The 18,340-nt window shown below is 60.8% G+C and carries 17 protein-coding genes; 8 read left to right on the forward strand and 9 right to left on the reverse strand.

All coding sequences use genetic code 11. The features are described 5' to 3' along the window. Positions 1-359 precede the first annotated feature (359 nt). The 4 genes from ACEN8Z_RS19655 to ACEN8Z_RS19670 form a co-directional block, all read right to left on the reverse strand. Positions 360-515 carry a DUF2474 domain-containing protein gene (locus ACEN8Z_RS19655; protein WP_495595334.1) on the reverse strand — a complete coding sequence of 52 codons (156 nt, stop codon included), beginning with the start codon at positions 513-515 and terminating at the stop codon, positions 360-362. Then, positions 502-1,518: a cytochrome d ubiquinol oxidase subunit II gene (gene cydB, locus ACEN8Z_RS19660; RefSeq protein ID WP_085729357.1), complete on the reverse strand. Its 1,017-nt coding sequence runs from the start codon at positions 1,516-1,518 to the stop codon at positions 502-504. Before cydB ends, ACEN8Z_RS19655 begins: the two co-directional genes overlap by 14 nt. 17 nt (positions 1,519-1,535) lie before the next feature. After that, positions 1,536-2,957, reverse strand: coding sequence for a cytochrome ubiquinol oxidase subunit I (locus ACEN8Z_RS19665; RefSeq protein ID WP_495595335.1), 1,422 nt, complete (start codon positions 2,955-2,957; stop codon positions 1,536-1,538). Positions 2,958-3,094: 137 nt separating this feature from the next. Then, positions 3,095-5,419 carry an FdhF/YdeP family oxidoreductase gene (locus tag ACEN8Z_RS19670; protein ID WP_495595336.1) on the reverse strand — a complete coding sequence of 775 codons (2,325 nt, stop codon included), beginning with the start codon at positions 5,417-5,419 and terminating at the stop codon, positions 3,095-3,097. Between the two features lie 824 nt (positions 5,420-6,243). Here ACEN8Z_RS19670 and moaA point away from each other — a divergent pair. Together moaA and ACEN8Z_RS19680 are read left to right on the forward strand one after the other, a co-directional pair. Further along, a complete protein-coding gene (gene moaA, locus ACEN8Z_RS19675) occupies positions 6,244-7,242 on the forward strand; it encodes a GTP 3',8-cyclase MoaA (protein ID WP_495595337.1) in 999 nt (332 codons plus the stop codon). A 5-nt stretch (positions 7,243-7,247) separates the two neighbouring features. Further along, complete coding sequence (locus ACEN8Z_RS19680; RefSeq protein ID WP_495595338.1) at positions 7,248-8,147, forward strand: bestrophin family protein; 900 nt, start codon at positions 7,248-7,250, stop codon at positions 8,145-8,147. A 258-nt stretch (positions 8,148-8,405) separates the two neighbouring features. Here the strand turns inward: ACEN8Z_RS19680 and ACEN8Z_RS19685 are convergent, their stop codons facing one another. Next, positions 8,406-9,611: a molybdopterin molybdotransferase MoeA gene (locus ACEN8Z_RS19685; RefSeq protein ID WP_495595339.1), complete on the reverse strand. Its 1,206-nt coding sequence runs from the start codon at positions 9,609-9,611 to the stop codon at positions 8,406-8,408. Then, positions 9,608-10,147: a molybdenum cofactor biosynthesis protein B gene (gene moaB / locus ACEN8Z_RS19690; protein WP_007976036.1), complete on the reverse strand. Its 540-nt coding sequence runs from the start codon at positions 10,145-10,147 to the stop codon at positions 9,608-9,610. The genes ACEN8Z_RS19685 and moaB overlap by 4 nt, the downstream gene beginning before the upstream one ends. Before the next feature lie 298 nt (positions 10,148-10,445). Between moaB and ACEN8Z_RS19695 the strand changes: the two genes are divergently transcribed. The 6 genes from ACEN8Z_RS19695 (at position 10,446) to ACEN8Z_RS19720 (ending at position 15,443) form a co-directional block, all read left to right on the forward strand. Next, positions 10,446-11,336: a LysR family transcriptional regulator gene (locus ACEN8Z_RS19695; protein ID WP_495595340.1), complete on the forward strand. Its 891-nt coding sequence runs from the start codon at positions 10,446-10,448 to the stop codon at positions 11,334-11,336. Positions 11,337-11,482: 146 nt separating this feature from the next. Beyond that, positions 11,483-12,310 (forward strand): formate dehydrogenase accessory sulfurtransferase FdhD, encoded by an 828-nt coding sequence (gene fdhD / locus ACEN8Z_RS19700; protein ID WP_495595341.1) that lies wholly within the window; start codon positions 11,483-11,485, stop codon positions 12,308-12,310. A 43-nt stretch (positions 12,311-12,353) separates the two neighbouring features. After that, the gene (moaC, locus tag ACEN8Z_RS19705; RefSeq protein ID WP_495595342.1) at positions 12,354-12,860 is read left to right on the forward strand and encodes a cyclic pyranopterin monophosphate synthase MoaC; all 507 of its coding nucleotides are present in this window, start codon (positions 12,354-12,356) and stop codon (positions 12,858-12,860) included. Continuing rightward, on the forward strand, positions 12,857-13,108 hold the full coding sequence (locus ACEN8Z_RS19710; protein WP_495595343.1) for a MoaD/ThiS family protein: 252 nt from the start codon (positions 12,857-12,859) through the stop codon (positions 13,106-13,108). Before moaC ends, ACEN8Z_RS19710 begins: the two co-directional genes overlap by 4 nt. Positions 13,109-13,111: 3 nt before the next feature. Next, positions 13,112-13,627 (forward strand): molybdopterin synthase catalytic subunit MoaE, encoded by a 516-nt coding sequence (gene moaE, locus ACEN8Z_RS19715; protein WP_495595344.1) that lies wholly within the window; start codon positions 13,112-13,114, stop codon positions 13,625-13,627. Between the two features lie 520 nt (positions 13,628-14,147). Further along, on the forward strand, positions 14,148-15,443 hold the full coding sequence (locus ACEN8Z_RS19720) for an NAD(P)/FAD-dependent oxidoreductase (RefSeq protein WP_495595345.1): 1,296 nt from the start codon (positions 14,148-14,150) through the stop codon (positions 15,441-15,443). Positions 15,444-15,619: 176 nt separating this feature from the next. Here ACEN8Z_RS19720 and ACEN8Z_RS19725 read toward each other — a convergent pair whose 3' ends face one another. The 3 genes from ACEN8Z_RS19725 to tssE form a co-directional block, all read right to left on the reverse strand. Next, on the reverse strand, positions 15,620-16,402 hold the full coding sequence (locus tag ACEN8Z_RS19725; protein WP_495595346.1) for a DeoR/GlpR family DNA-binding transcription regulator: 783 nt from the start codon (positions 16,400-16,402) through the stop codon (positions 15,620-15,622). 320 nt (positions 16,403-16,722) lie between these two features. Beyond that, a complete protein-coding gene (locus ACEN8Z_RS19730) occupies positions 16,723-17,874 on the reverse strand; it encodes an OmpA family protein (RefSeq protein WP_495598167.1) in 1,152 nt (383 codons plus the stop codon). 31 nt (positions 17,875-17,905) lie between these two features. Next, on the reverse strand, positions 17,906-18,340 hold the full coding sequence (tssE, locus tag ACEN8Z_RS19735; RefSeq protein WP_495595347.1) for a type VI secretion system baseplate subunit TssE: 435 nt from the start codon (positions 18,338-18,340) through the stop codon (positions 17,906-17,908).

Below are 18,340 nucleotides of genomic sequence, written 5' to 3' on the forward strand. Positions count from 1 at the left end.
GGCGAGGGAGCTTGTCGGATCGCCGCACCGTCCCGCTGGACTGCGCAGCAGGCTAATGCCGATCAGTTAGGCGAACCCAGACGCTACGCCTTCCTTGTATCAGCTGCCGAAGGCTGCGTTCGGCTGCGCAGCAGTCGTAAAATCAGAGTTCGCGGTACGTCAGAGAAATCGTGCAAGCCGGATTTACGACTGCTGCGCAGCCGGACGCAGGCTACGCCAGCTGCTACAGATTGCGTTGTGGCTTAGCTGATCGGCATTAGCCTGCTGCGCAGTCCAGCGGGACGGTGCGGCGATCCGACAAGCTCCCTCGCCACAGGTGATTCATCACTCCTGTTATTTCCGTGTTTTTGCAAGGTGCGTCAGTGCGAATTCATGCCGGCCGCGTGCATCAACATCCGCAACGCCCCCGCCACCACCCCCAACGCAACCACACTGCCCAGCCAGATCACCACCAGCCACCCAAGGCGCTTGTACCAAGGCGCCGGTGCCGGTTCACGGGAATCAATGGTAGCCATCGCCAATCCTCACTTTGCCGCGGAACACGTAGTAGCTCCAGACCGTGTACATCAGGATGATCGGCAGAATGAACAGCGCGCCGATCAGGATGAACAACTGGCTGGTCGCCGGTGACGCCGCCGCCCACAGGCTGATCGACGGCGGCACGATGTTCGGCCAGATGCTGAACGCCAGACCGATGTAGCCCAGGAACACCAGCATCAGGGTGAAGGCGAACGGCCAATGGGTGTGGCGTTGGCGCAGGGTCTTGAGCAGGCCGAACATCGCCAGCAAGGCCAGCACCGCGAGGCCACCGAACACCGCCAGGTGCGCATGGGCAAACCAGCGCGTGGCGATTTCCGGATGAAGGATCGGCGTCCACACGCAGATCACGCCGATCACCGCCAACAGCAGCCAGGCCAGGGGTCGGGTGAACAGGCGCATCCGCGATTCGAGCATGCCTTCGGTCTTGACCAGCAACCAGGTGCTGCCCAGCAGCGCATAAGCGACGATCAGACCCACACCGCAGAACAGCGGAAACGGTGCCAGCCAGTCCAGCGAACCACCGGCGAACTGCCGGTCGACCACCGGGATACCGGCAATGTAAGTGCCGATCACCACACCCTGGGAAAACGTCGCCAGCAGCGAGCCGCCGATGAACGCCATGTCCCAGACATGACGCTTTTCAGGGCTGGCCTTGAAACGAAATTCGAACGCCACACCGCGGAAGATCAAGCCGCACAACATCAGGATCAGGGGCAGGTACAACGCTTCCAGAATCACCGAATAGGCCAGCGGGAACGCGCCATACAGCGCCGCGCCACCGAGCACCAGCCAGGTCTCGTTGCCGTCCCAGACCGGTGCCACGGTGTTCATCATCACATCGCGCTCCTTCGCATCCGGGATCAGCGGAAACAGAATACCCAACCCCAGGTCGAAGCCGTCCATGATCACGTACATCATCACGCCGAAGGCGATGATCACGCCCCAGATCAGCGATAAATCGATACCTTGAATACCCATGACTCAACTCCCTTCCTTCAATTGACGCGGGCGTCGGTTTCGAGGATTTCGGCGTCGGCGGACAACGGCCGGCGCGGTGTGATGACCTGATCGGCATGTCCCGCAGGCGCATGCTCGTGATGGGGTTTGGGCCCCTTGGCCACCAGTTTCATCATGTAGCCGATACCCACCGTGAACACCGAGAAGTAGATCACCACGAACAGCGCCAACGAGATGCTCAGTTGCGCGACGCTGTGATTCGACGCGGCATCGGCGGTGCGCAGCAGGCCATACACCACCCACGGCTGACGCCCGACTTCGGTAGTGATCCACCCGGCCAGCATGGCGATCAGGCCACTTGGCCCCATCCACAACATCAGGCGCAGGAACCAGCGATTGCGGTAAATGGCTCCGCTGCGGCGCAGGGCCAGGCCGAGCACGCCGGCCAACACCATCAACATGCCCAGCCCGGCCATGACACGGAAACTCCAGAAGATCACCGTCGCGTTCGGCCGGTCCTCTTTCGGGAAGCTCTTGAGCGCCGGGATTTGCTTGTCGAGGCTGTGGGTCAGGATCAGGCTGCCCAGATAAGGAATCTCGATGGCGTACCTGGTTTTCTCGGCCTGCATGTCGGGGATGCCGAACAGCACCAGCGGCGTCGCTTCGCTACCGTTGTTTTCCCAGTGCCCTTCAATCGCGGCGATTTTCGCCGGTTGATGCTCCAGGGTGTTCAAGCCGTGAGCGTCACCGACCACGGCCTGGATCGGGCAGACGATCAACGCCATCCACAACGCCATCGACAGCATCTTGCGCACTTGCCGGGTGTCGTTGCCGCGCAGCAGATGCCACGCCGCCGACGAGCCGACAAAGAACGCCGTGGCCACGAACGCGGCAATCGCCATGTGTGCCAGTCGGTACGGGAACGACGGGTTGAACACGATGGCCAGCCAGTCCAGCGGCATCACACGACCGTCGACGATCTCGAAGCCCTGGGGCGTTTGCATCCAGCTGTTGGAGGCAAGAATCCAGAAGGTCGAAATCAGGGTGCCGATGGCGACCATGACCGTCGAGAAAAAGTGCAAGCCGCGCCCTACCCGGTTCCAGCCGAACAGCATGACCCCGAGGAACCCGGCCTCGAGGAAGAACGCCGTGAGCACTTCATAGGTCAGCAACGGCCCGGTGATGCTGCCGGCGAAGTCGGAGAAGCGGCTCCAGTTGGTGCCGAACTCGTAGGCCATGACCAGCCCCGAGACCACCCCCATGCCGAAGTTGACGGCGAAGATCTTCGACCAGAAATGGTAGAGGTCGCGGTAGGTGTCGTTGTGGGTCTTCAGCCAGAGCCCTTCGAGCACCGCCAGGAAACTGGCCAGCCCGATGGTGATGGCGGGAAAGATGATGTGGAACGAAACCGTGAACGCAAATTGAATGCGCGCCAGGTCCAGTGCCTCCAGGTTAAACATGTCGATATCCTCATCGCGGATTTAAAACTGTGGGAGCGAGCTTGCTCGCGATGAGGCCGGCACCTTCAACATCAATGGCGCCTGGCACCCTGCAATCGCGAGCAAGCTCGCTCCCACAAAGTCTTGAGTGATCGGCACTACGCAGCGGACGTCGAAATCAGGTTGCTGGCCTTGGCCTGCTCCAGCCGGATGGCGACGAACTTGGAAGTCGGGGTGAAGGTGCGGTCACCGTAACTTTCCAGTGGCACCAGCGGGTTGGTCTCCGGGTAGTACGCGGCCGCCTGACCGGCCGGAATGTCGTAGGCGATCAGGGTGAAACCGCTGACCCGACGTTCGCGCTCGTCGTCCCACAGCGCCACCAGGTCGACCTTCTGCCCCGGCTCGAAACCCAGCCGGCGAATGTCCTGCTCGTTGGCGAACACCACGTCGCGCATGCCGTACACCCCGCGGTAGCGGTCATCCAGGCCATACAGCGTGGTGTTGTACTGATCGTGGGAGCGCATGGTCTGCAGAATCAGGTGCGGCTTGACCGCAAGGTTGCGCACACCCTCGCTGATCAGGTGCTGCGGCAGCACGCTCGGAGTGAATTGGGCTTTGCCGCTGGCGGTTTTCCAGATGCGCCTGGCCGCGTCGTTGGGCATGTGGAAACCGCCCGGATGCAGCAAGCGCCGGTTGAAATCTTCGAAACCCGGAATGGTGTCGGCAATCATGTTGCGGATGCGGCCGTAGTCGCCGATGGCCCAGTTCCAGTCGATCGGGTGCTTGCCCAGTGTCGCGGCAGCGATTCCGGCGATGATCGCCGGTTCCGACAGCAAGTGTTTCGACTTCGGTTTCAGTTGGCCGTGGGAGATGTGGATCATGCTGAAGGTGTCTTCCACGGTCACGCCTTGCGGTCCTTCGGCCTGCAGGTCGATGTCGGTGCGGCCCAGGCACGGCAGGATCAACGCATCACGACCGGTGACCAGATGGCTGCGGTTAAGCTTGGTGGCGATGTGCACGGTGAGGTCGCATTTGCGCAATGCAGCGTGGGTCCGCGGCGTGTCGGGGGTGGCCTGGGCGAAGTTGCCACCCAGAGCGATAAACACTTTCGAACGCCCCTGCTCCATCGCGCCGATCGCCATCACGGTGTTGTGACCATGTTCACGCGGCGGCTTGAAGGAGAAGCGTTTTTCCAGGGCATCGAGCAAATCGGTGGGCGCCAGCTCGTTGATGCCCATGGTGCGGTCGCCCTGCACGTTACTGTGACCGCGAACCGGCGACAGGCCCGCGCCCGGACGGCCGACATTGCCGCGCAGCAGCATCAGATTGATGACTTCCTGCAGGGTCGGCACCGAGTGCGTGTGCTGGGTCAGGCCCATCGCCCAGCACATGATCACCCGCTTGGCCCGGGCGTACATGCGGGCGGCGAGTTCGATGTCAGCCAAAGGCATGCCCGACTGTTGCTCGATGTGCTCCCAACTGGTGGCGTCGACTTCTGCCAGGTAGGCATCCATTCCCGAGGTGTGTTCGGCGATGAACTCATGGTCGAACACCGGCTCGCCGCCGGTGGCCTGCGCTTCACGCTCCCACTGCAAGAGGAACTTGACCATGCCGCGCATGACCGCCATGTCGCCGCCGAGTGCCGGGCGGAAGTAAGCGGTGTTGGTCGGCTCGGAACCATTCATCAACATTTCAATCGGGTGCTGCGGATGCTGGAAGCGCTCCAGTCCGCGCTCCTTGAGTGGATTGATGCAGATCACCTGCGCACCGCGCTTGACCGCTTCACGCAGCGGTTCGAGCATCCGCGGGTGGTTGGTGCCGGGGTTCTGGCCGATGACGAAGATCGCGTCGGCATGCTCCAGGTCGTCAAACACCACGGTGCCTTTGCCCACGCCGAGGCTTTCGATCATGCTCACCGCGCTGGCTTCGTGGCACATGTTCGAGCAGTCCGGAAAGTTGTTGGTACCGTAGGCCCGGACGAACAACTGATAGAGAAAGGCGGCCTCGTTGCTGGCCCGGCCCGAGGTGTAGAACTCGGCCTGGTCCGGCGATTCCAGCGCGTTGAGATGCCGGGCGATCAGCGCGAACGCTTCGTCCCAGGTGGTTTCCACGTAGCGGTCGGTGGCAGTGTCATAGCGCATCGGGTGGGTCAGGCGGCCCTGATACTCCAGCCAGTAATCGCTCTGCTCGGCCAGCGCCGAGACGCTGTATTTGTTGAAGAACGCCGGGTCGACCAAACGGCCCGTGGCTTCCCAGTTAACCGCCTTGGCGCCGTTTTCGCAGAACTTGACCATGCCGTTTTCCGGCGACTCGCCCCAGGCGCAACCGGGGCAGTCGAACCCGCCGTTCTGGTTGGTCTTGAGCATGGCGCGAATGTTTTTCAGCGCGTTTTCACTGCCCAGCCAGTTCCTGGTAACAGCGATCAGTGCACCCCAACCGGCGGCGGCACCTTTGTAGGGTTTGTAGCGGTCGACTTGAGACATGGTATTTCTCCGTGACCTGATTCAGGCCATTGATCGTTTGACGGAGAAAAGCATATGGACGGGGATTAATTATTGTCTAATCGCTATTTACGACTACATTATCGAAACGCTCTATCACGGTTTTTTTATACTTTCTTATCAATGACTTGGAATCAATTACAACCCTTAAAATCACAAAATAAAGTTCATCATCGACCCGCTCGATCACCCGGTTGTTAATAGTGATTGGACGCTCGTTAAAGTTGCTCTTAGCCTGCGCTCAACAGATCCGTTAACAGCGCAATATCTGTAGGAGCGAGCTTGCTCGCGATGGACTCAAGAGCACCGCGTTTTGTCAGCAAGCACGCGTCATCGTTAACGACCATCGCGAGCAGGCTCGCTCCTACACCGCGCTCAACAAATCCGTTATCAGCGCAATACCTGTAGGAGCGAGCCCTGCTCGCGATGGACTCAAGAGCACCGCGTTTAGTCGGCAAGCACGCGTCATCGTTAACGACCATCGCGAGCAGGCTCGCTCCTACACTTACGCTCAACAAATCCGTTATCAGCGCAGTACCTGTAGGAGCGAGCCCTGCTCGCGATGGACTCAAGAGCATCGCGTTTAGTCAGTAAGCACGCGTCATCGTTAACGACCATCGCGAGCAGGCTCGCTCCTACACTTGCGCTCAACAAATCCGTTATCAGCGCAATACCTGTAGGAGCGAGCCCTGCTCGCGATGGACTCAAGAGCATCGCGTTCAGCCAGCAAGCACGCGTCATCGTTAACGACCATCGCGAGCAGGGCTCGCTCCTACAAAGTCCATCCAACAGCAAGCGAGGGTGTCATGTCAGAACGAGTCTTGATCGATGGCTTCTCCCGGCGCGTGGACTATCTGCGGATGTCGGTCACCGACCGCTGCGATTTCCGTTGCGTGTATTGCATGGCCGAGGACATGCAGTTTCTGCCACGCCAACGGGTGCTGACCCTGGAAGAGATTTATCAACTGGCGCAAAGCTTCGTCGCCCTGGGCACCCGCAAGATCCGCCTGACCGGAGGCGAGCCGCTGATCCGTCCGGGCGTGGTGCAACTGTGCGAGAAGATCGCCGCCCTGCCCGGCCTGCGTGAACTGTGCATGACCACCAACGGTTCGCAGCTGGCCAAACTGGCCGGGCCGTTGTTCGAGGCCGGGGTCAAGCGCCTCAACATCAGCCTCGACTGCCTGGACCCCCAACGTTTTCGCGAACTGACCCGCACCGGTGATCTGGCGCAGGTCATCAAGGGCATCGACGCGGCCAACCAGGCCGGTTTCCGCAACACCAAGCTCAATTGCGTGGTGATGAAGGGCCGCAACGACCATGAGATCAATGATCTGGTGAGCTTCGCCATCGACCGCAACCTCGACATCTCCTTCATCGAGGAAATGCCGTTGGGCACCATCGACGAGCACAGCCGCGCCGAGTCGTTTTTCGCAAGCGCCCAGGTCCGCGAACGCATCGCCGAACGCTACACTTTGATTGATTCCGCCGAGTCGACCCAGGGTCCGTCGCGCTACTGGCGCCTGGCCGAGGCGCCGCAGATTCGCCTGGGGTTCATCTCGCCCCACAGCCACAACTTCTGCGGCACCTGCAATCGGGTGCGGCTGACCGTGGAAGGACGTCTGCTGCTGTGCCTGGGCAATGAGCACGCCGTGGATCTCAAGGCTGTCTTGCGCAGCCACCCCGGACAGCCCGAGCGCCTGGAAAAAGCCATTATCGAGGCGATGAAACTCAAGCCTTATCGGCACAACTTCGAAGTGAACGACGATGTTCAGGTCATTCGCTTCATGAACATGACGGGCGGCTGAAACCCATGATCGTGAGACCCAAACCCAACCTGATCGGCGTCCTGACGTCCCTCAAGGGTTCGATCGCCAAGCGCATTGCCTGGCGCAGCCTGATGGTGACGTTGCTCGCCTCGGCCATCGTGCTCATCGAAACCTTGCACCCCAGCTATTTTTCCAAGGTCAGTGCAACGCCCTTCACGCTGCTGGGTTTGTCGTTGTCGATCTTCATGAGCTTTCGCAACAACGCCTGCTACGACCGCTGGTACGAAGCGCGCAAGGCGTGGGGCGATGTGATCGTGGAAATCCGCTCGATGATTCGTGAAACCCTGGTGATCAAGGATGTGGCTGAACGACACACGATCCTCAGCAACCTCTGCGGCTTCGCCCATGCCCTCAACGCGCGGCTGCGCCGGGAAAACGAACTGGCTGCCAGTGGCGACTGGCTGCACCCGATGCCCAAAGGCGACTCCACGGACATCAGCGGACAAATCCTGATGCAGGTCGGTCAGCAGTGCTCGGCACTCAACGAGTCCGGGGCGATCAACGACTGGCGCTACACGCTAATGGCCAACCATCTGGCCAGCCTGACCCACGCCCAGGCGGTCTGTGAACGGATCAAACACACCCCGCTACCCTTCCCCTACACCCTGTTGCTGCACCGCACCATCTACCTGTTCTGCATTCTCTTGCCGTTTGCCATGGCCGAGCCCCTGGGCTGGCTGACACCGATTTTCACCGCGATTGTCAGCTACACCTTTTTCGGCCTGGATGCGATTGCCGACGAGCTGGAAGACCCGTTCGGCCGCGACGAAAACGACCTGCCCACCGACGCCATCGTGCGCAACATCGAACGCGATGTGCTGGCTGCCCTTGGCGTGACGGAACTGCCGCCACAACTGGAGCCGGTGGATTTTGTGTTGAATTGAGACTAAAGAAACACACAAAACCTGTGGGAGCGAGCTTGCTCGCGATAGCGGTGGGTCAGGCAATATCTCTGTTGGATGTGCCGACCTCTTCGCGAGCAAGCCCGCTCCCACAAGGGATTGTGGCCAGCTGCGGGATTGGCGTTCACTGAAGATCAAAACTGTGGGAGCGGGCTTGCTCGCGAAAGCGGTGGGTCGGGCAATATCTTTGTTGGATGTGCCGGCCTCTTCGCGAGCAAGCCCGCTCCCACAGAGTCAGTGTCAGAACAGCTCGCTGAAGGGAATGAACCGCGCCGTGTCGCCAACTTCCAGTGTGCAGCCTTCCGGCACTTCCACCAGCCCGTCCGACCAGGATGCGCCCAGCAACACGCCTGAACTCTGGTTCGGATAGAGCACCGCTCGACCGGCTTCGAGTTTCGCCCGCAGGTACTCGCGGCGACTCCCGGGTTTGGGCCAGGCAAAGCCGACCCTGACCGGGAAACTCAACGGCTCGACGTCTTCCACGCCCTGAATCCGCAACAGATAAACCCGGGCCAACAGGCCGAAAGTGACCAACGCCGATGTCGGATTACCCGGCAGGCCAATCACCGGCACACGGCCGAAGTGGCCCACGGTCAATGGCTTGCCGGGTTTGATCGAGAGTTTCCACAGCAACGGTTTGCCGCACTCGCGCAGCACCTGGCCGAGGCAGTCGGCGTCACCGGCGGACACGCCGCCAGTGGTGAGTATCAGGTCAGCCGCGTGCTGCAGCTGTTCGAGTTTGAGCCGTGTCTGCCGTGGCGCGTCGGGAAGAATGCCGGCATCGATGACCTCGCAACCCAACGCATTCAACCAATGGCTCAACAGCGTGCGGTTGCTGTTGTAGATGCTGCCGGGTTTGAGTGGCGTGCCCGGTTCGAGCAGTTCATCGCCGGTGGACAACAACGCCACCCGTGGTCGCCGCACCACCTGCACCTGGGTGCAACCCTGTGCCGCCGCGACCGCCAGTTCGAACGGACCGAGGCGCTTGCCGGCGCGCAGCAGCACATCGCCGACGCGGTTCTCCTGGCCTTGCGGGCGGATGTTGTTGCCGGCGCTCAGTGGCTGCTTGAAGCGGATACGTCCGTCATCCAGTACCTCGGTGTTCTCCTGCATCTCCACGCAGTTGGCACCCGGCGGAACCGGTGCGCCGGTGAAGATGCGCGCGCAGGTTACCGGTGCCAGGGCTTCGGGGGCCTGACCGGCAAATACCTGCTGCGACACGGCCAGCGGTTCCCCATCCCAACCCTCGATATTCAGGGCATACCCGTCCATGGCGCTATTCGGCCACGGCGGCAGATCGAGAGTCGCCACCAGGTCATTGGCCAGAACCCGTTGCCTGGCGGCACTGAGCGGCACCGCTTCACTGTCTTCAATCCACCGCGCCTCGGCCATTGCCAGCAAACTGTCGATGGCCTCCTCCACCGGCATCAAGGGTGACCGACTCATCCCCGCGTCCCGCAGGCTTGCACAGGCTTGAGGTGCGGCACGAAATTGCATGGCCGGTGGCGAGCGTCGAGTTGTTCGGCGAGGATGCCTTCCCATGCGGTGCGGCAGGCGCCCGTGGAACCCGGCAGGCAGCAGACCAGCGTGCCATTGGCCAGCCCGGCCAATGCCCGGCTCTGCACCGTCGAGGTGCCGATGTCGAGGATCGAAATCGCCCGGAACAGTTCACCGAAACCATCGATCTGTTTATCCAGCAAACAGGCCACAGCCTCGGGTGTGCTGTCGCGACCGGTAAACCCGGTACCGCCAGTGATCAGCACCACCTGAATGCCGTCGTCGGCAATCCAGTTCGCCACCTGCGCGCGGATCTTGTAAAGGTCGTCCTTGAGCAGGTTGCGCTCGCTCAGGGTATGGCCGGCTTCCAGCAAACGACTGACGAGTAACTGGCCGGAAGTGTCATTGGCATATTCACGGGTATCGCTAACGGTCAGTACGGCAATATTCAGGGGTATAAACAAGGCATCCGGTTTGACGCTCATGGAATTCTCCGGCAGGCATGAATTAAATAGCTAAATTCAATAACTTCCGGAGACTAATTCGATAAATCGAACTGTGTCCAATCACTCTAACCAACCAGACTATCGAGCCGATCTATCAATATAAAAAGACCATAAAAGGCATCAGTGATAGAGCCCATCGATACCCCCTTAGATACCAGTGATTGGACGCACACCGACGACCATGAGATCGTCCACACCTCACGTTTTCCGCCTCGCCTTGTGTCTTGCGCACTTGAGTCAATACTTACCCCTCACTCCCCCGCCAGCAGGTGCCGTCATGGACATCAAACAACTCAAGTTCCTGATCGCCCTGGAGCAGACCCGCCACTTTGGCCAGGCCGCTGCGCGCTGCCACATCACCCAGCCCACGCTGTCGATGCGCCTGCGCAACCTGGAGGATGAACTGGACCTGGTGCTGGTCACCCGGGGCCAGCGCTTCGAGGGTTTTACCCAGGCCGGCGAACGCGTACTGGCGTGGGCCCGGACCCTGCTGGCGGCCCACGACGGGCTCTTCGCCGAGGCCGCCGCGTGCCGGGGCCAACTCGTCGGTAACTTGCGCCTGGGGCTGGTGCCGCTCAGCAGCTTCAACCCCGTCACCTACATCCAGGGCCTGTCCCGCAGCTTTCCCGAGCTCAAGTACAGCCTGTCTTCCTTGAGTTCCGACCAGATCATCGAGGGCCTTGGCAACAATCAACTGGACCTGGGTGTGTGCTACCTCGATCACGTCAACCCGAGCTATTTCGAGTTTTTCGAAATCGGCGAGACCCGCGTCGGCCTGCTGTACGACACCCGTCACTTCCATTTCGACGGCACACAAATGAACTGGGAGGACGCCGCAGAGCTGCCCTTGGGGATGCTCAGCAACGGCATGCACTATCGCAAGTCCATCGACCTGAGCTTTCGCAGCCGTGGACTGGACCCGCAGCCGATCCTGGAAAGCGATTCGACCTACCAGTTGCTGCAGGCGATTCACGAAGGTTTCTGCTGCGCGATCATGCCACTGGACAGCGGCCTGGAAGAACCCATCGAACACCTGTCGTTCATCGAATTGCCGGATGCCAGCGTGCTCGCGCCCCTGGGTCTGGTGATGCGCAAGACCGAGCCGCGCTCGGCGATTGCCGAGAAGTGTTTCGCCGAAGCACGAACGTTATTCAGCCGGACTGACTGATCAAATTCCGGCTTTATATAAAACCGAACGAGGCATCTTTTACCAGCCTGATAGACATCACCAATCGGCGCATCGGAACAAGCGATTGGACGCATTGAAAAGTTACCCGTAGCCTGAACTTAATTCAGCGCTTCGAGGTTCTTTTCATGTTGTGCCAAGTTGAACATGCCGATTATCGAAGCGACACTAACGCTCCTGCACCCAAACCGCTGAGTGTGAACTTTCGCGAGTACGACAACGCCGCGTCAGTCTGTCAGGCGGCGCTGGCCGCCGAGATCGCACTGGCAATCACCTACAACGGTTTGAGCCAGGCCGTGATGATGGTATCGCCGGGCAACCTCGAAGACTTCATCCGTGGCTTCAGCGTCAGCAACGACATCGTTCGGCACCCGCGTGAAATCTACGACCTGCGCCTCACCCGATTCGACCAGGCCGTTCAAGCAGACGTGCAGATCTCCAGCCGCGCGTTCTGGGCGCTGAAGAACCATCGTCGGCAAATGGCCGGCACCAGTGGCTGCGGCTTGTGCGGAGTGCAAGCGCTGGAGCAGGCCCTGCCGAAACTGGACATTCTCGACCCGGTTCCCCTGCCGCCCGCCGAGCACTTCATCGACATTCGCAGCCGCATCGAACAGGCACAACAAATGGCCCGCAGCAGCGGCGCGCTGCATGCAGCGCTGTACTTCGACACCCAAGGCAACGCGTTGATCTGCCGCGAAGACATTGGCCGCCACAACGCGCTGGACAAGTTGATCGGTGCCCTGCAACACGCCGGCATCGACAGCCGCAGCGGCTTCACGGTGGTCACCAGCCGTTGCAGCCTGGAACTGATCCACAAAGCCGTCAGGGCCAGGCTCGGCACGCTGGTCAGTCTGTCGGCACCCACCGCCCTGACCGTGCAATGGGCGATCAAACATCGCCTCAACCTGATTCACGTACCCCACCGCAACGCACCGCGCATCTACAGCCCGGCATGATGCCTTCACCTGATCACCGCGCCGGCAAGCGCAGGAACTTCCCATGACAGATATTTCGGATTCACCGCCCAATGGCCTGACCCACCTCGACCGCCAGGGTCGCGCCAACATGGTCGATGTCAGCGAAAAAAACCCGACGCTGCGAGAAGCCCAGGCCCAGGCCTGGGTGCGGATGCGCCCGGAAACCTTGAAGCTGATTCAAAGCGACGGCCACCCCAAAGGCGATGTGTTTGCCGTCGCACGAATCGCCGGAATCATGGCTGCAAAGAAAACCCATGAACTGATTCCGCTGTGCCACACCCTGCTGCTCAGTTCGATCCACATCGAACTCAAGGCCTGCACACCGGACAGCGTGAAAATCCTCGGCACGTGTCGCGTCGAGGGCCAGACCGGGGTCGAACTCGAAGCCCTCACCGCCGTCAGCGTGGCGGCGCTGACCCTCTATGACATGTGCAAGGCAGTGGACCGCGGCATGGTCATCGATGACATCCGCCTGCTCAGTAAACAAGGTGGCCGCTCCGGTCATTTCAAGTTCGAGGACGCACAATGATCCTGATCAATTACTTCGCCCGTTACCGCGAGCAGCTCAACCTGGGCGGTGAAAAACTGCCCCTGACCGACAGCCTCAAGACCATCGAAGACGTGCGCCGATTGCTGATGGCTCGCGGTGAGGTGTGGAGCCATGTGCTCGGTGAAAACAACCTGATGTGTGCGCTGAACCAGGTGCTGTGCCATCCGGATCAGGTGATCGAGGACTTTGACGAGATCGCCTTTTTTCCACCCGTCACCGGGGGTTGAGACATGACGGTTCGGGTCCAGCGTGAAGTGTTTGATGTCGGCCGGTTGATCGACAGTCTGCAGGCGAACGATCCGGGCGTGGGTGCCGTGGTCAACTTCGTCGGCTACGTGCGCGACATCAATCAGGGTGAGGCAGTCGCCGGGTTGTTTCTGGAGCACTACCCGGGCATGACCGAACGTTCGCTGCAAACAATCATCGACAATGCCAGGGCCCGATGGCCACTGAGGGCCGTGGAGATCGTGCATCGGATCGGCCCGTTGTCGATCAGCGAGCCAATCGTGTTTGTCGGCGTCAGCAGCCAACATCGACAAGCCGCTTTCGAAGCCTGCGCATTCATCATGGACTACCTGAAAACCGACGCGCCGTTCTGGAAGCGCGAAGACGTGGCGTCCGGCGCTCGCTGGGTCGATGCCCGTGACAGCGACCGATCAGCCGTCGAGCGCTGGGCAGATACGCAGTATCAGGCGACTATCCAACGCGCTCCGGCATCGCATTGCTACGTTTCAAGCGCGGGGTGATCGAGGTGTTGATCGGCCCCAGTGTGCACCTGATGCTCTGAATCAAACATTTACACGCGCCACAATCCTCCCTAGTATCCAGCCATCCCCCGGATGGCTTGTCCTGCTCGCCACCGACGATTTCCGCCGCCGGAAACCTGCGCCATGCGTACTTCGCCGTCAGAACAGCACCTGCTGAACCTCTCGCTCCAGGCCACCTCGCTGCTGGCCGTGGACGGCATTGCATGAAGCGCATCGTCAACCTGCCCATGGCCCTGCGCCGTTCCAAACTGCGTCACTCCGCACGTCCGCCGGATAGCGCCCCGCTCGCCTGATCGGCGAGCCCCCTCCTTTCGCTATCCCGGTCCGCGTGAAGCTCAGCCATACACAGAACCTGTGGGAGCGGGCTTGCTCGCGAAAGCGGTGTGTCATTCAGCAGTGATGTCGGCTGAAAGTACGCCTTCGCGAGCAAGCCCGCTCCCACAAGAACTGCGCTCGCCTGACCGGCATTGGATTCTCCCAATTTTGCCTGGACACTGACATGACTCAACGTTGCAACTCCTACTACACCGCCACCCTCAACCAGGACACCGATTACCCGACGCTGCAAGGCCGGCACCGGGTTGACGTGGTGATCATCGGCGGCGGTTTCACCGGTGTCGCCACCGCCGTCGAGCTGGCGGAAAAAGGCCTGAAGGTCGCCATCGTCGAAAGCCACAAGATCGGCTGGGGCGCTACCGGGCGCAACGGCGGCCAAGTCACTGGCAGCCTGTCGGGCGACGAAGCCATGCGCAAACAGATGCGCCGCACCCTTGGCGATGACGTCGACGATTTCATCTGGAACCTGCGCTGGCGCGGGCACCAGATCATCCAGCAGCGCGTGGAAAAATACGGCATCGCCTGCGACCTCAAGCGCGGCCACCTGCACGCCGCGTACAAACCCGCGCACATGGACGGCTTGCGCAAGGATTACAACGAAGCGGTGCACCGTGGCATGGGCGACGAGATCAGCCTGCTCGACCGCAGCCAGGTACGCGACCTGCTGCAAAGCGACCTCTACCACGGCGCAATCAAGAACACCCGCAACCTGCACCTGCACCCGCTCAACCTGTGCATCGGTGAGGCTCGCGCAGCCGAAAGCCTGGGCGCATTGATCTTCGAAAACAGCGAAGTGCTGGAGATCATCCACGGCGATGGCCTTCACCAGAGCCCCGGCGTACGCACCGCCCACGGGCACATCGACGCCAATCAGGTACTGCTGGCCGGCGACGTCTACCACAAGCTGGAACCGGGCAAGCTCAAGGGCAAGATCTTCCCGGCCATGGGCGGCATCGTCACCACCGCGCCACTGGGCGATCTGGCCAAACAGATCAACCCCGAAGACCTGGCGGTCTACGACTGCCGCTTCGTGCTCGACTACTACCGCCTCACCGCTGACGGTCGCCTGCTATTCGGTGGCGGCGCCAACTACAGCGGCAAGGATTCGCGCGACATCGCCGCCGAACTGCGCCCGTGCATCGAGCAGACTTTCCCGGCACTCAAAGGTGTGGCCATCGATTACCAGTGGAGCTGCGCGATGGGCATCGTGATCAACCGCATCCCGCAACTGGGCAAGCTGTCGGACAACGTCTGGTATTGCCAGGGCTACTCCGGCCACGGCATCGCCACCACCCACATCATGGGCGAAATCATGGGCCGGGCGATCACCGGGCAGTTGGAGCAGTTCGACACCTTCGCCGCCTGCCAGCACATCCGCGTGCCCCTGGGCGACCTGCTGGGCAACCCGATGCTTGCTGCCGGCATGTGGTACTACCAGATGCTGGAGCGTTTGCGCTGAGCCATTGGCTGCGCATCCGGCATTGATGTTGTTTGTGCTGGCCTCTTCGCGGGCAAGCCCGCTCCCACAGGGATTCATGTCGACCACAAATTTTGAGGCCGACAAATAACCCTTGTGGGAGCGGGCTTGCCCGCGAAGAGGCCGGAACATTCAACACATCTGCCAGCAAAAAATGATCAAGCCTGCACTACCTCGATCCCCAGCTCCCGGTAGTCCTCGACATTGCCAGACGCCACATGCCGTTCGGTGATCAGCGTGTGCACACGGTTGCAAGACGCGACGACAAAGGGCTCCACTGCGCCGAGTTTGTCCGCCGTGGTGACGGCGATCACGTGGGACGCACAATCGAGCATCGCCTGTTTCACCGGTACTTCATCAAAATGCAGTGAGCTGAGTCCCACCTGCGGGTGAATCGCGCACACCCCGGTAAACAGCAGATCGGCCTTGATGCCCGCCAGCAGCCGCAGGGTTTCGTGGCCACTGGCCGACATCGTCGCCGGGTTGAGCTGACCGCCGGCGAGAATCACCTTGATGCCTTTGTACTCGGACAGGGTGATGGCAGTCATCGGCGACGCGGTGACCGCGGTAATGGCGATATCCGTCGGCAGCGAACGCGCGATCTGCAAGGTGGTGGTACCGGAATCGAACACCACGATCTGACCGTCCTGCACCCGTCGCGCAGCCAGTTGCGCCAGATGGGTTTTCACCTCATCGGTTTCGCTGATCCGGGTGAAATAGTCCTTGCCCGTATCCTTGGGCCGCGGCAACGCCCCGCCGTGCACCCGCTGCACCAGGCCGGCACTGGCCAGTTCCGCCAGATCGCGGCGGATGGTGTCTTCGGACACCGCGAAATGCTGGCTCAACTCCGAGGCCATGACCTTGCCGTCACGTTCGAGGATCAACAGGATTTTTTGCCGGCGAACTGACGGAAGTTCGGCAGAGGAATGGTTGTCGTGCATGTTTTTGCTCGTTTGTACGTGTAATTGCGCGTTTAAGCGAGATTAGCCAAAGCACGGGATAAACACAAACGGGCGGCCGGGCAAACACCCCCAATTATCATTTTTTTCGATCTTTCAAATCATTACGCTGAATTTTTTATTTTCCTGTGACCTGTTCAAGATGGCGCCGTCACTCATGTTTTGGATGGAAACTTCATGAATATCAATTTTGCTTTTGCGTGCATGATCGTGGTCTCGTTCACCATTGCGCTGGTACACGCCTGATCGACAGGTCGTGAGGCGTCAAGATGTGCAGGCAGCGCCCGATTTTGCATTCACCCTCACGCTTGCGCAGGACGCTCCCCCAGCGTTTCCTGCCCACAGGCGCCCGCCTGGGGCAGCAGGCTGATTTCGACGCGTCGGTTGGCCGCGCGCCCGGACTCGCTGTCATTGCTGGTGACCGGCTGGCTGGCGGCAAAGCCCTGGACCGCAAAGCAACTGCCGGGGATGTCACCCATGCGTTGCATCCAGTCACGTACGGCAGAGGCACGCGCGTGGGAGAGCAGGAGATTATCCTGCGGGTTTCCACGGCCATCGGTATGTCCGCCAATGACGATCAGCCAACCGGGCTGGGCCTTGATGTCGACCAGGGCGCTGATCAGGATCTTGGTCGAGCCCGGCTTGAGCTCGGCGCTCCCGGCGTCGAACAGCGACAGGCTGTCCAGGCGCACAGGCCCGACAATCGTTTGGGCCGGCTCAAACAGTTGCGTAACACGCCGCTCGACTGCACCGGTGGTGCCCAACCACCAAGCACCGCTGACCAGGCCAGCCATGGCGGCTGCCGCGCCCAGCCACAGGGCAACGCGACGCCTGGCCGGCTGCATTTCAGGCATGGGGTTGGGTGGCAAAATCACCACGGGCATCAACAGCGACGGTGCCGGTTCCCTTGGTGGCAGCGATAAGGTACCGAGCGCAACGCTGCTGCGCTGCGTACGCTGGACCAGGCTTTCGATCTGCTGGCGCAAGGCATGCAATGCAACCAGAGGCGGTTGTGCCTGTTGCTCCAGACGCTGCTGCAAACGCGCCAGTTCGGTGTCCAGCTCAAGCAATGCGGGGAAGTTTTGCGCGCTCAACGCCCTGTTGCGCAGCAACGGCTGCCATTGCACGAACAGCCAGGCCAGGATATCCAGGCGAACCGACGCCATGGGTGGCCATAACGCCGGCCATTGGCAACACAGTGACTCGATCAGCGCCACCCCCTGCGCCATGCCTTCCAGGCCGTGGCGCTGACTGCGCGCCAAGGCAAACGCAGCCGCCGTTTGCAGGTCCGCGCCGTTCTGCTCGAACAGCGTCAGACACCACTGTTCCACCCTGGCCCAGTCCACGTCGGGACAGGCCGGGTGACTCAACTTCGCCAGCTCTTCGCGCAGCGACACGAACTCACCAAAACCGCGCGGATCACCGCCCAGCCGAATACGCATTTCAAATAACATCATCAGCCTCCCTTGCCATACAGGTTCACGATTACGACAACCATTGCTGTCGTTTCAAATGTCGCACCAGGACTTTGCCTTCCGGTGCCACGGTGGTACCGAAGGTGACTTGCTGGCCGCTTTTGAGCAGCGCATCGAGGCTGTACTCCAGATGACCCGGCAGTGTCTGCTCGAGCAACTCGATGTTCACGGTCGCCAGGCGCGGCTCGTACTTGATCAAAGTGTCCTGCATGGCCCCCATCAGCCGATGAGCCGAGCCAGGCAAACCCTGCAGGATCTGGCCCATGTCGGGAAGGCCGTAATCGGGCAGGTGTGCGAGTGCACCGGCCCGGCTGTTGAGGATGCGTTGCAGGTTGTCCAGTACCGACAGCGTGTGCTGGTCCTCTTCGCTGACCTGATACAGGTCCAGGTCGCCGTTGAAGTTCTGCAGCAGCGTTTCATAGAGTGAAGGATTGAACTCGGTCAT

The sequence above is a fragment of the Pseudomonas sp. Pseusp10 genome (genome assembly GCF_059492225.1).

Excerpts from the sequence above, each read along its gene's own strand:
- ACEN8Z_RS19655 (WP_495595334.1), bottom strand. The coding sequence starts at position 515 with ATGGCTACCATTGATTCCCGTGAACCGGCACCGGCGCCTTGGTACAAG.
- cydB (WP_085729357.1), bottom strand. The coding sequence starts at position 1,518 with ATGGGTATTCAAGGTATCGATTTATCGCTGATCTGGGGCGTGATCATC.
- ACEN8Z_RS19665 (WP_495595335.1), bottom strand. The coding sequence starts at position 2,957 with ATGTTTAACCTGGAGGCACTGGACCTGGCGCGCATTCAATTTGCGTTC.
- ACEN8Z_RS19670 (WP_495595336.1), bottom strand. The coding sequence starts at position 5,419 with ATGTCTCAAGTCGACCGCTACAAACCCTACAAAGGTGCCGCCGCCGGT.
- moaA (WP_495595337.1), top strand. The coding sequence starts at position 6,244 with ATGTCAGAACGAGTCTTGATCGATGGCTTCTCCCGGCGCGTGGACTAT.
- ACEN8Z_RS19680 (WP_495595338.1), top strand. The coding sequence starts at position 7,248 with ATGATCGTGAGACCCAAACCCAACCTGATCGGCGTCCTGACGTCCCTC.
- ACEN8Z_RS19685 (WP_495595339.1), bottom strand. The coding sequence starts at position 9,611 with ATGAGTCGGTCACCCTTGATGCCGGTGGAGGAGGCCATCGACAGTTTG.
- moaB (WP_007976036.1), bottom strand. The coding sequence starts at position 10,147 with ATGAGCGTCAAACCGGATGCCTTGTTTATACCCCTGAATATTGCCGTA.
- ACEN8Z_RS19695 (WP_495595340.1), top strand. The coding sequence starts at position 10,446 with ATGGACATCAAACAACTCAAGTTCCTGATCGCCCTGGAGCAGACCCGC.
- fdhD (WP_495595341.1), top strand. The coding sequence starts at position 11,483 with ATGTTGTGCCAAGTTGAACATGCCGATTATCGAAGCGACACTAACGCT.
- moaC (WP_495595342.1), top strand. The coding sequence starts at position 12,354 with ATGACAGATATTTCGGATTCACCGCCCAATGGCCTGACCCACCTCGAC.
- ACEN8Z_RS19710 (WP_495595343.1), top strand. The coding sequence starts at position 12,857 with ATGATCCTGATCAATTACTTCGCCCGTTACCGCGAGCAGCTCAACCTG.
- moaE (WP_495595344.1), top strand. The coding sequence starts at position 13,112 with ATGACGGTTCGGGTCCAGCGTGAAGTGTTTGATGTCGGCCGGTTGATC.
- ACEN8Z_RS19720 (WP_495595345.1), top strand. The coding sequence starts at position 14,148 with ATGACTCAACGTTGCAACTCCTACTACACCGCCACCCTCAACCAGGAC.
- ACEN8Z_RS19725 (WP_495595346.1), bottom strand. The coding sequence starts at position 16,402 with ATGCACGACAACCATTCCTCTGCCGAACTTCCGTCAGTTCGCCGGCAA.
- ACEN8Z_RS19730 (WP_495598167.1), bottom strand. The coding sequence starts at position 17,874 with ATGTTATTTGAAATGCGTATTCGGCTGGGCGGTGATCCGCGCGGTTTT.
- tssE (WP_495595347.1), bottom strand. The coding sequence starts at position 18,340 with ATGACCGAGTTCAATCCTTCACTCTATGAAACGCTGCTGCAGAACTTC.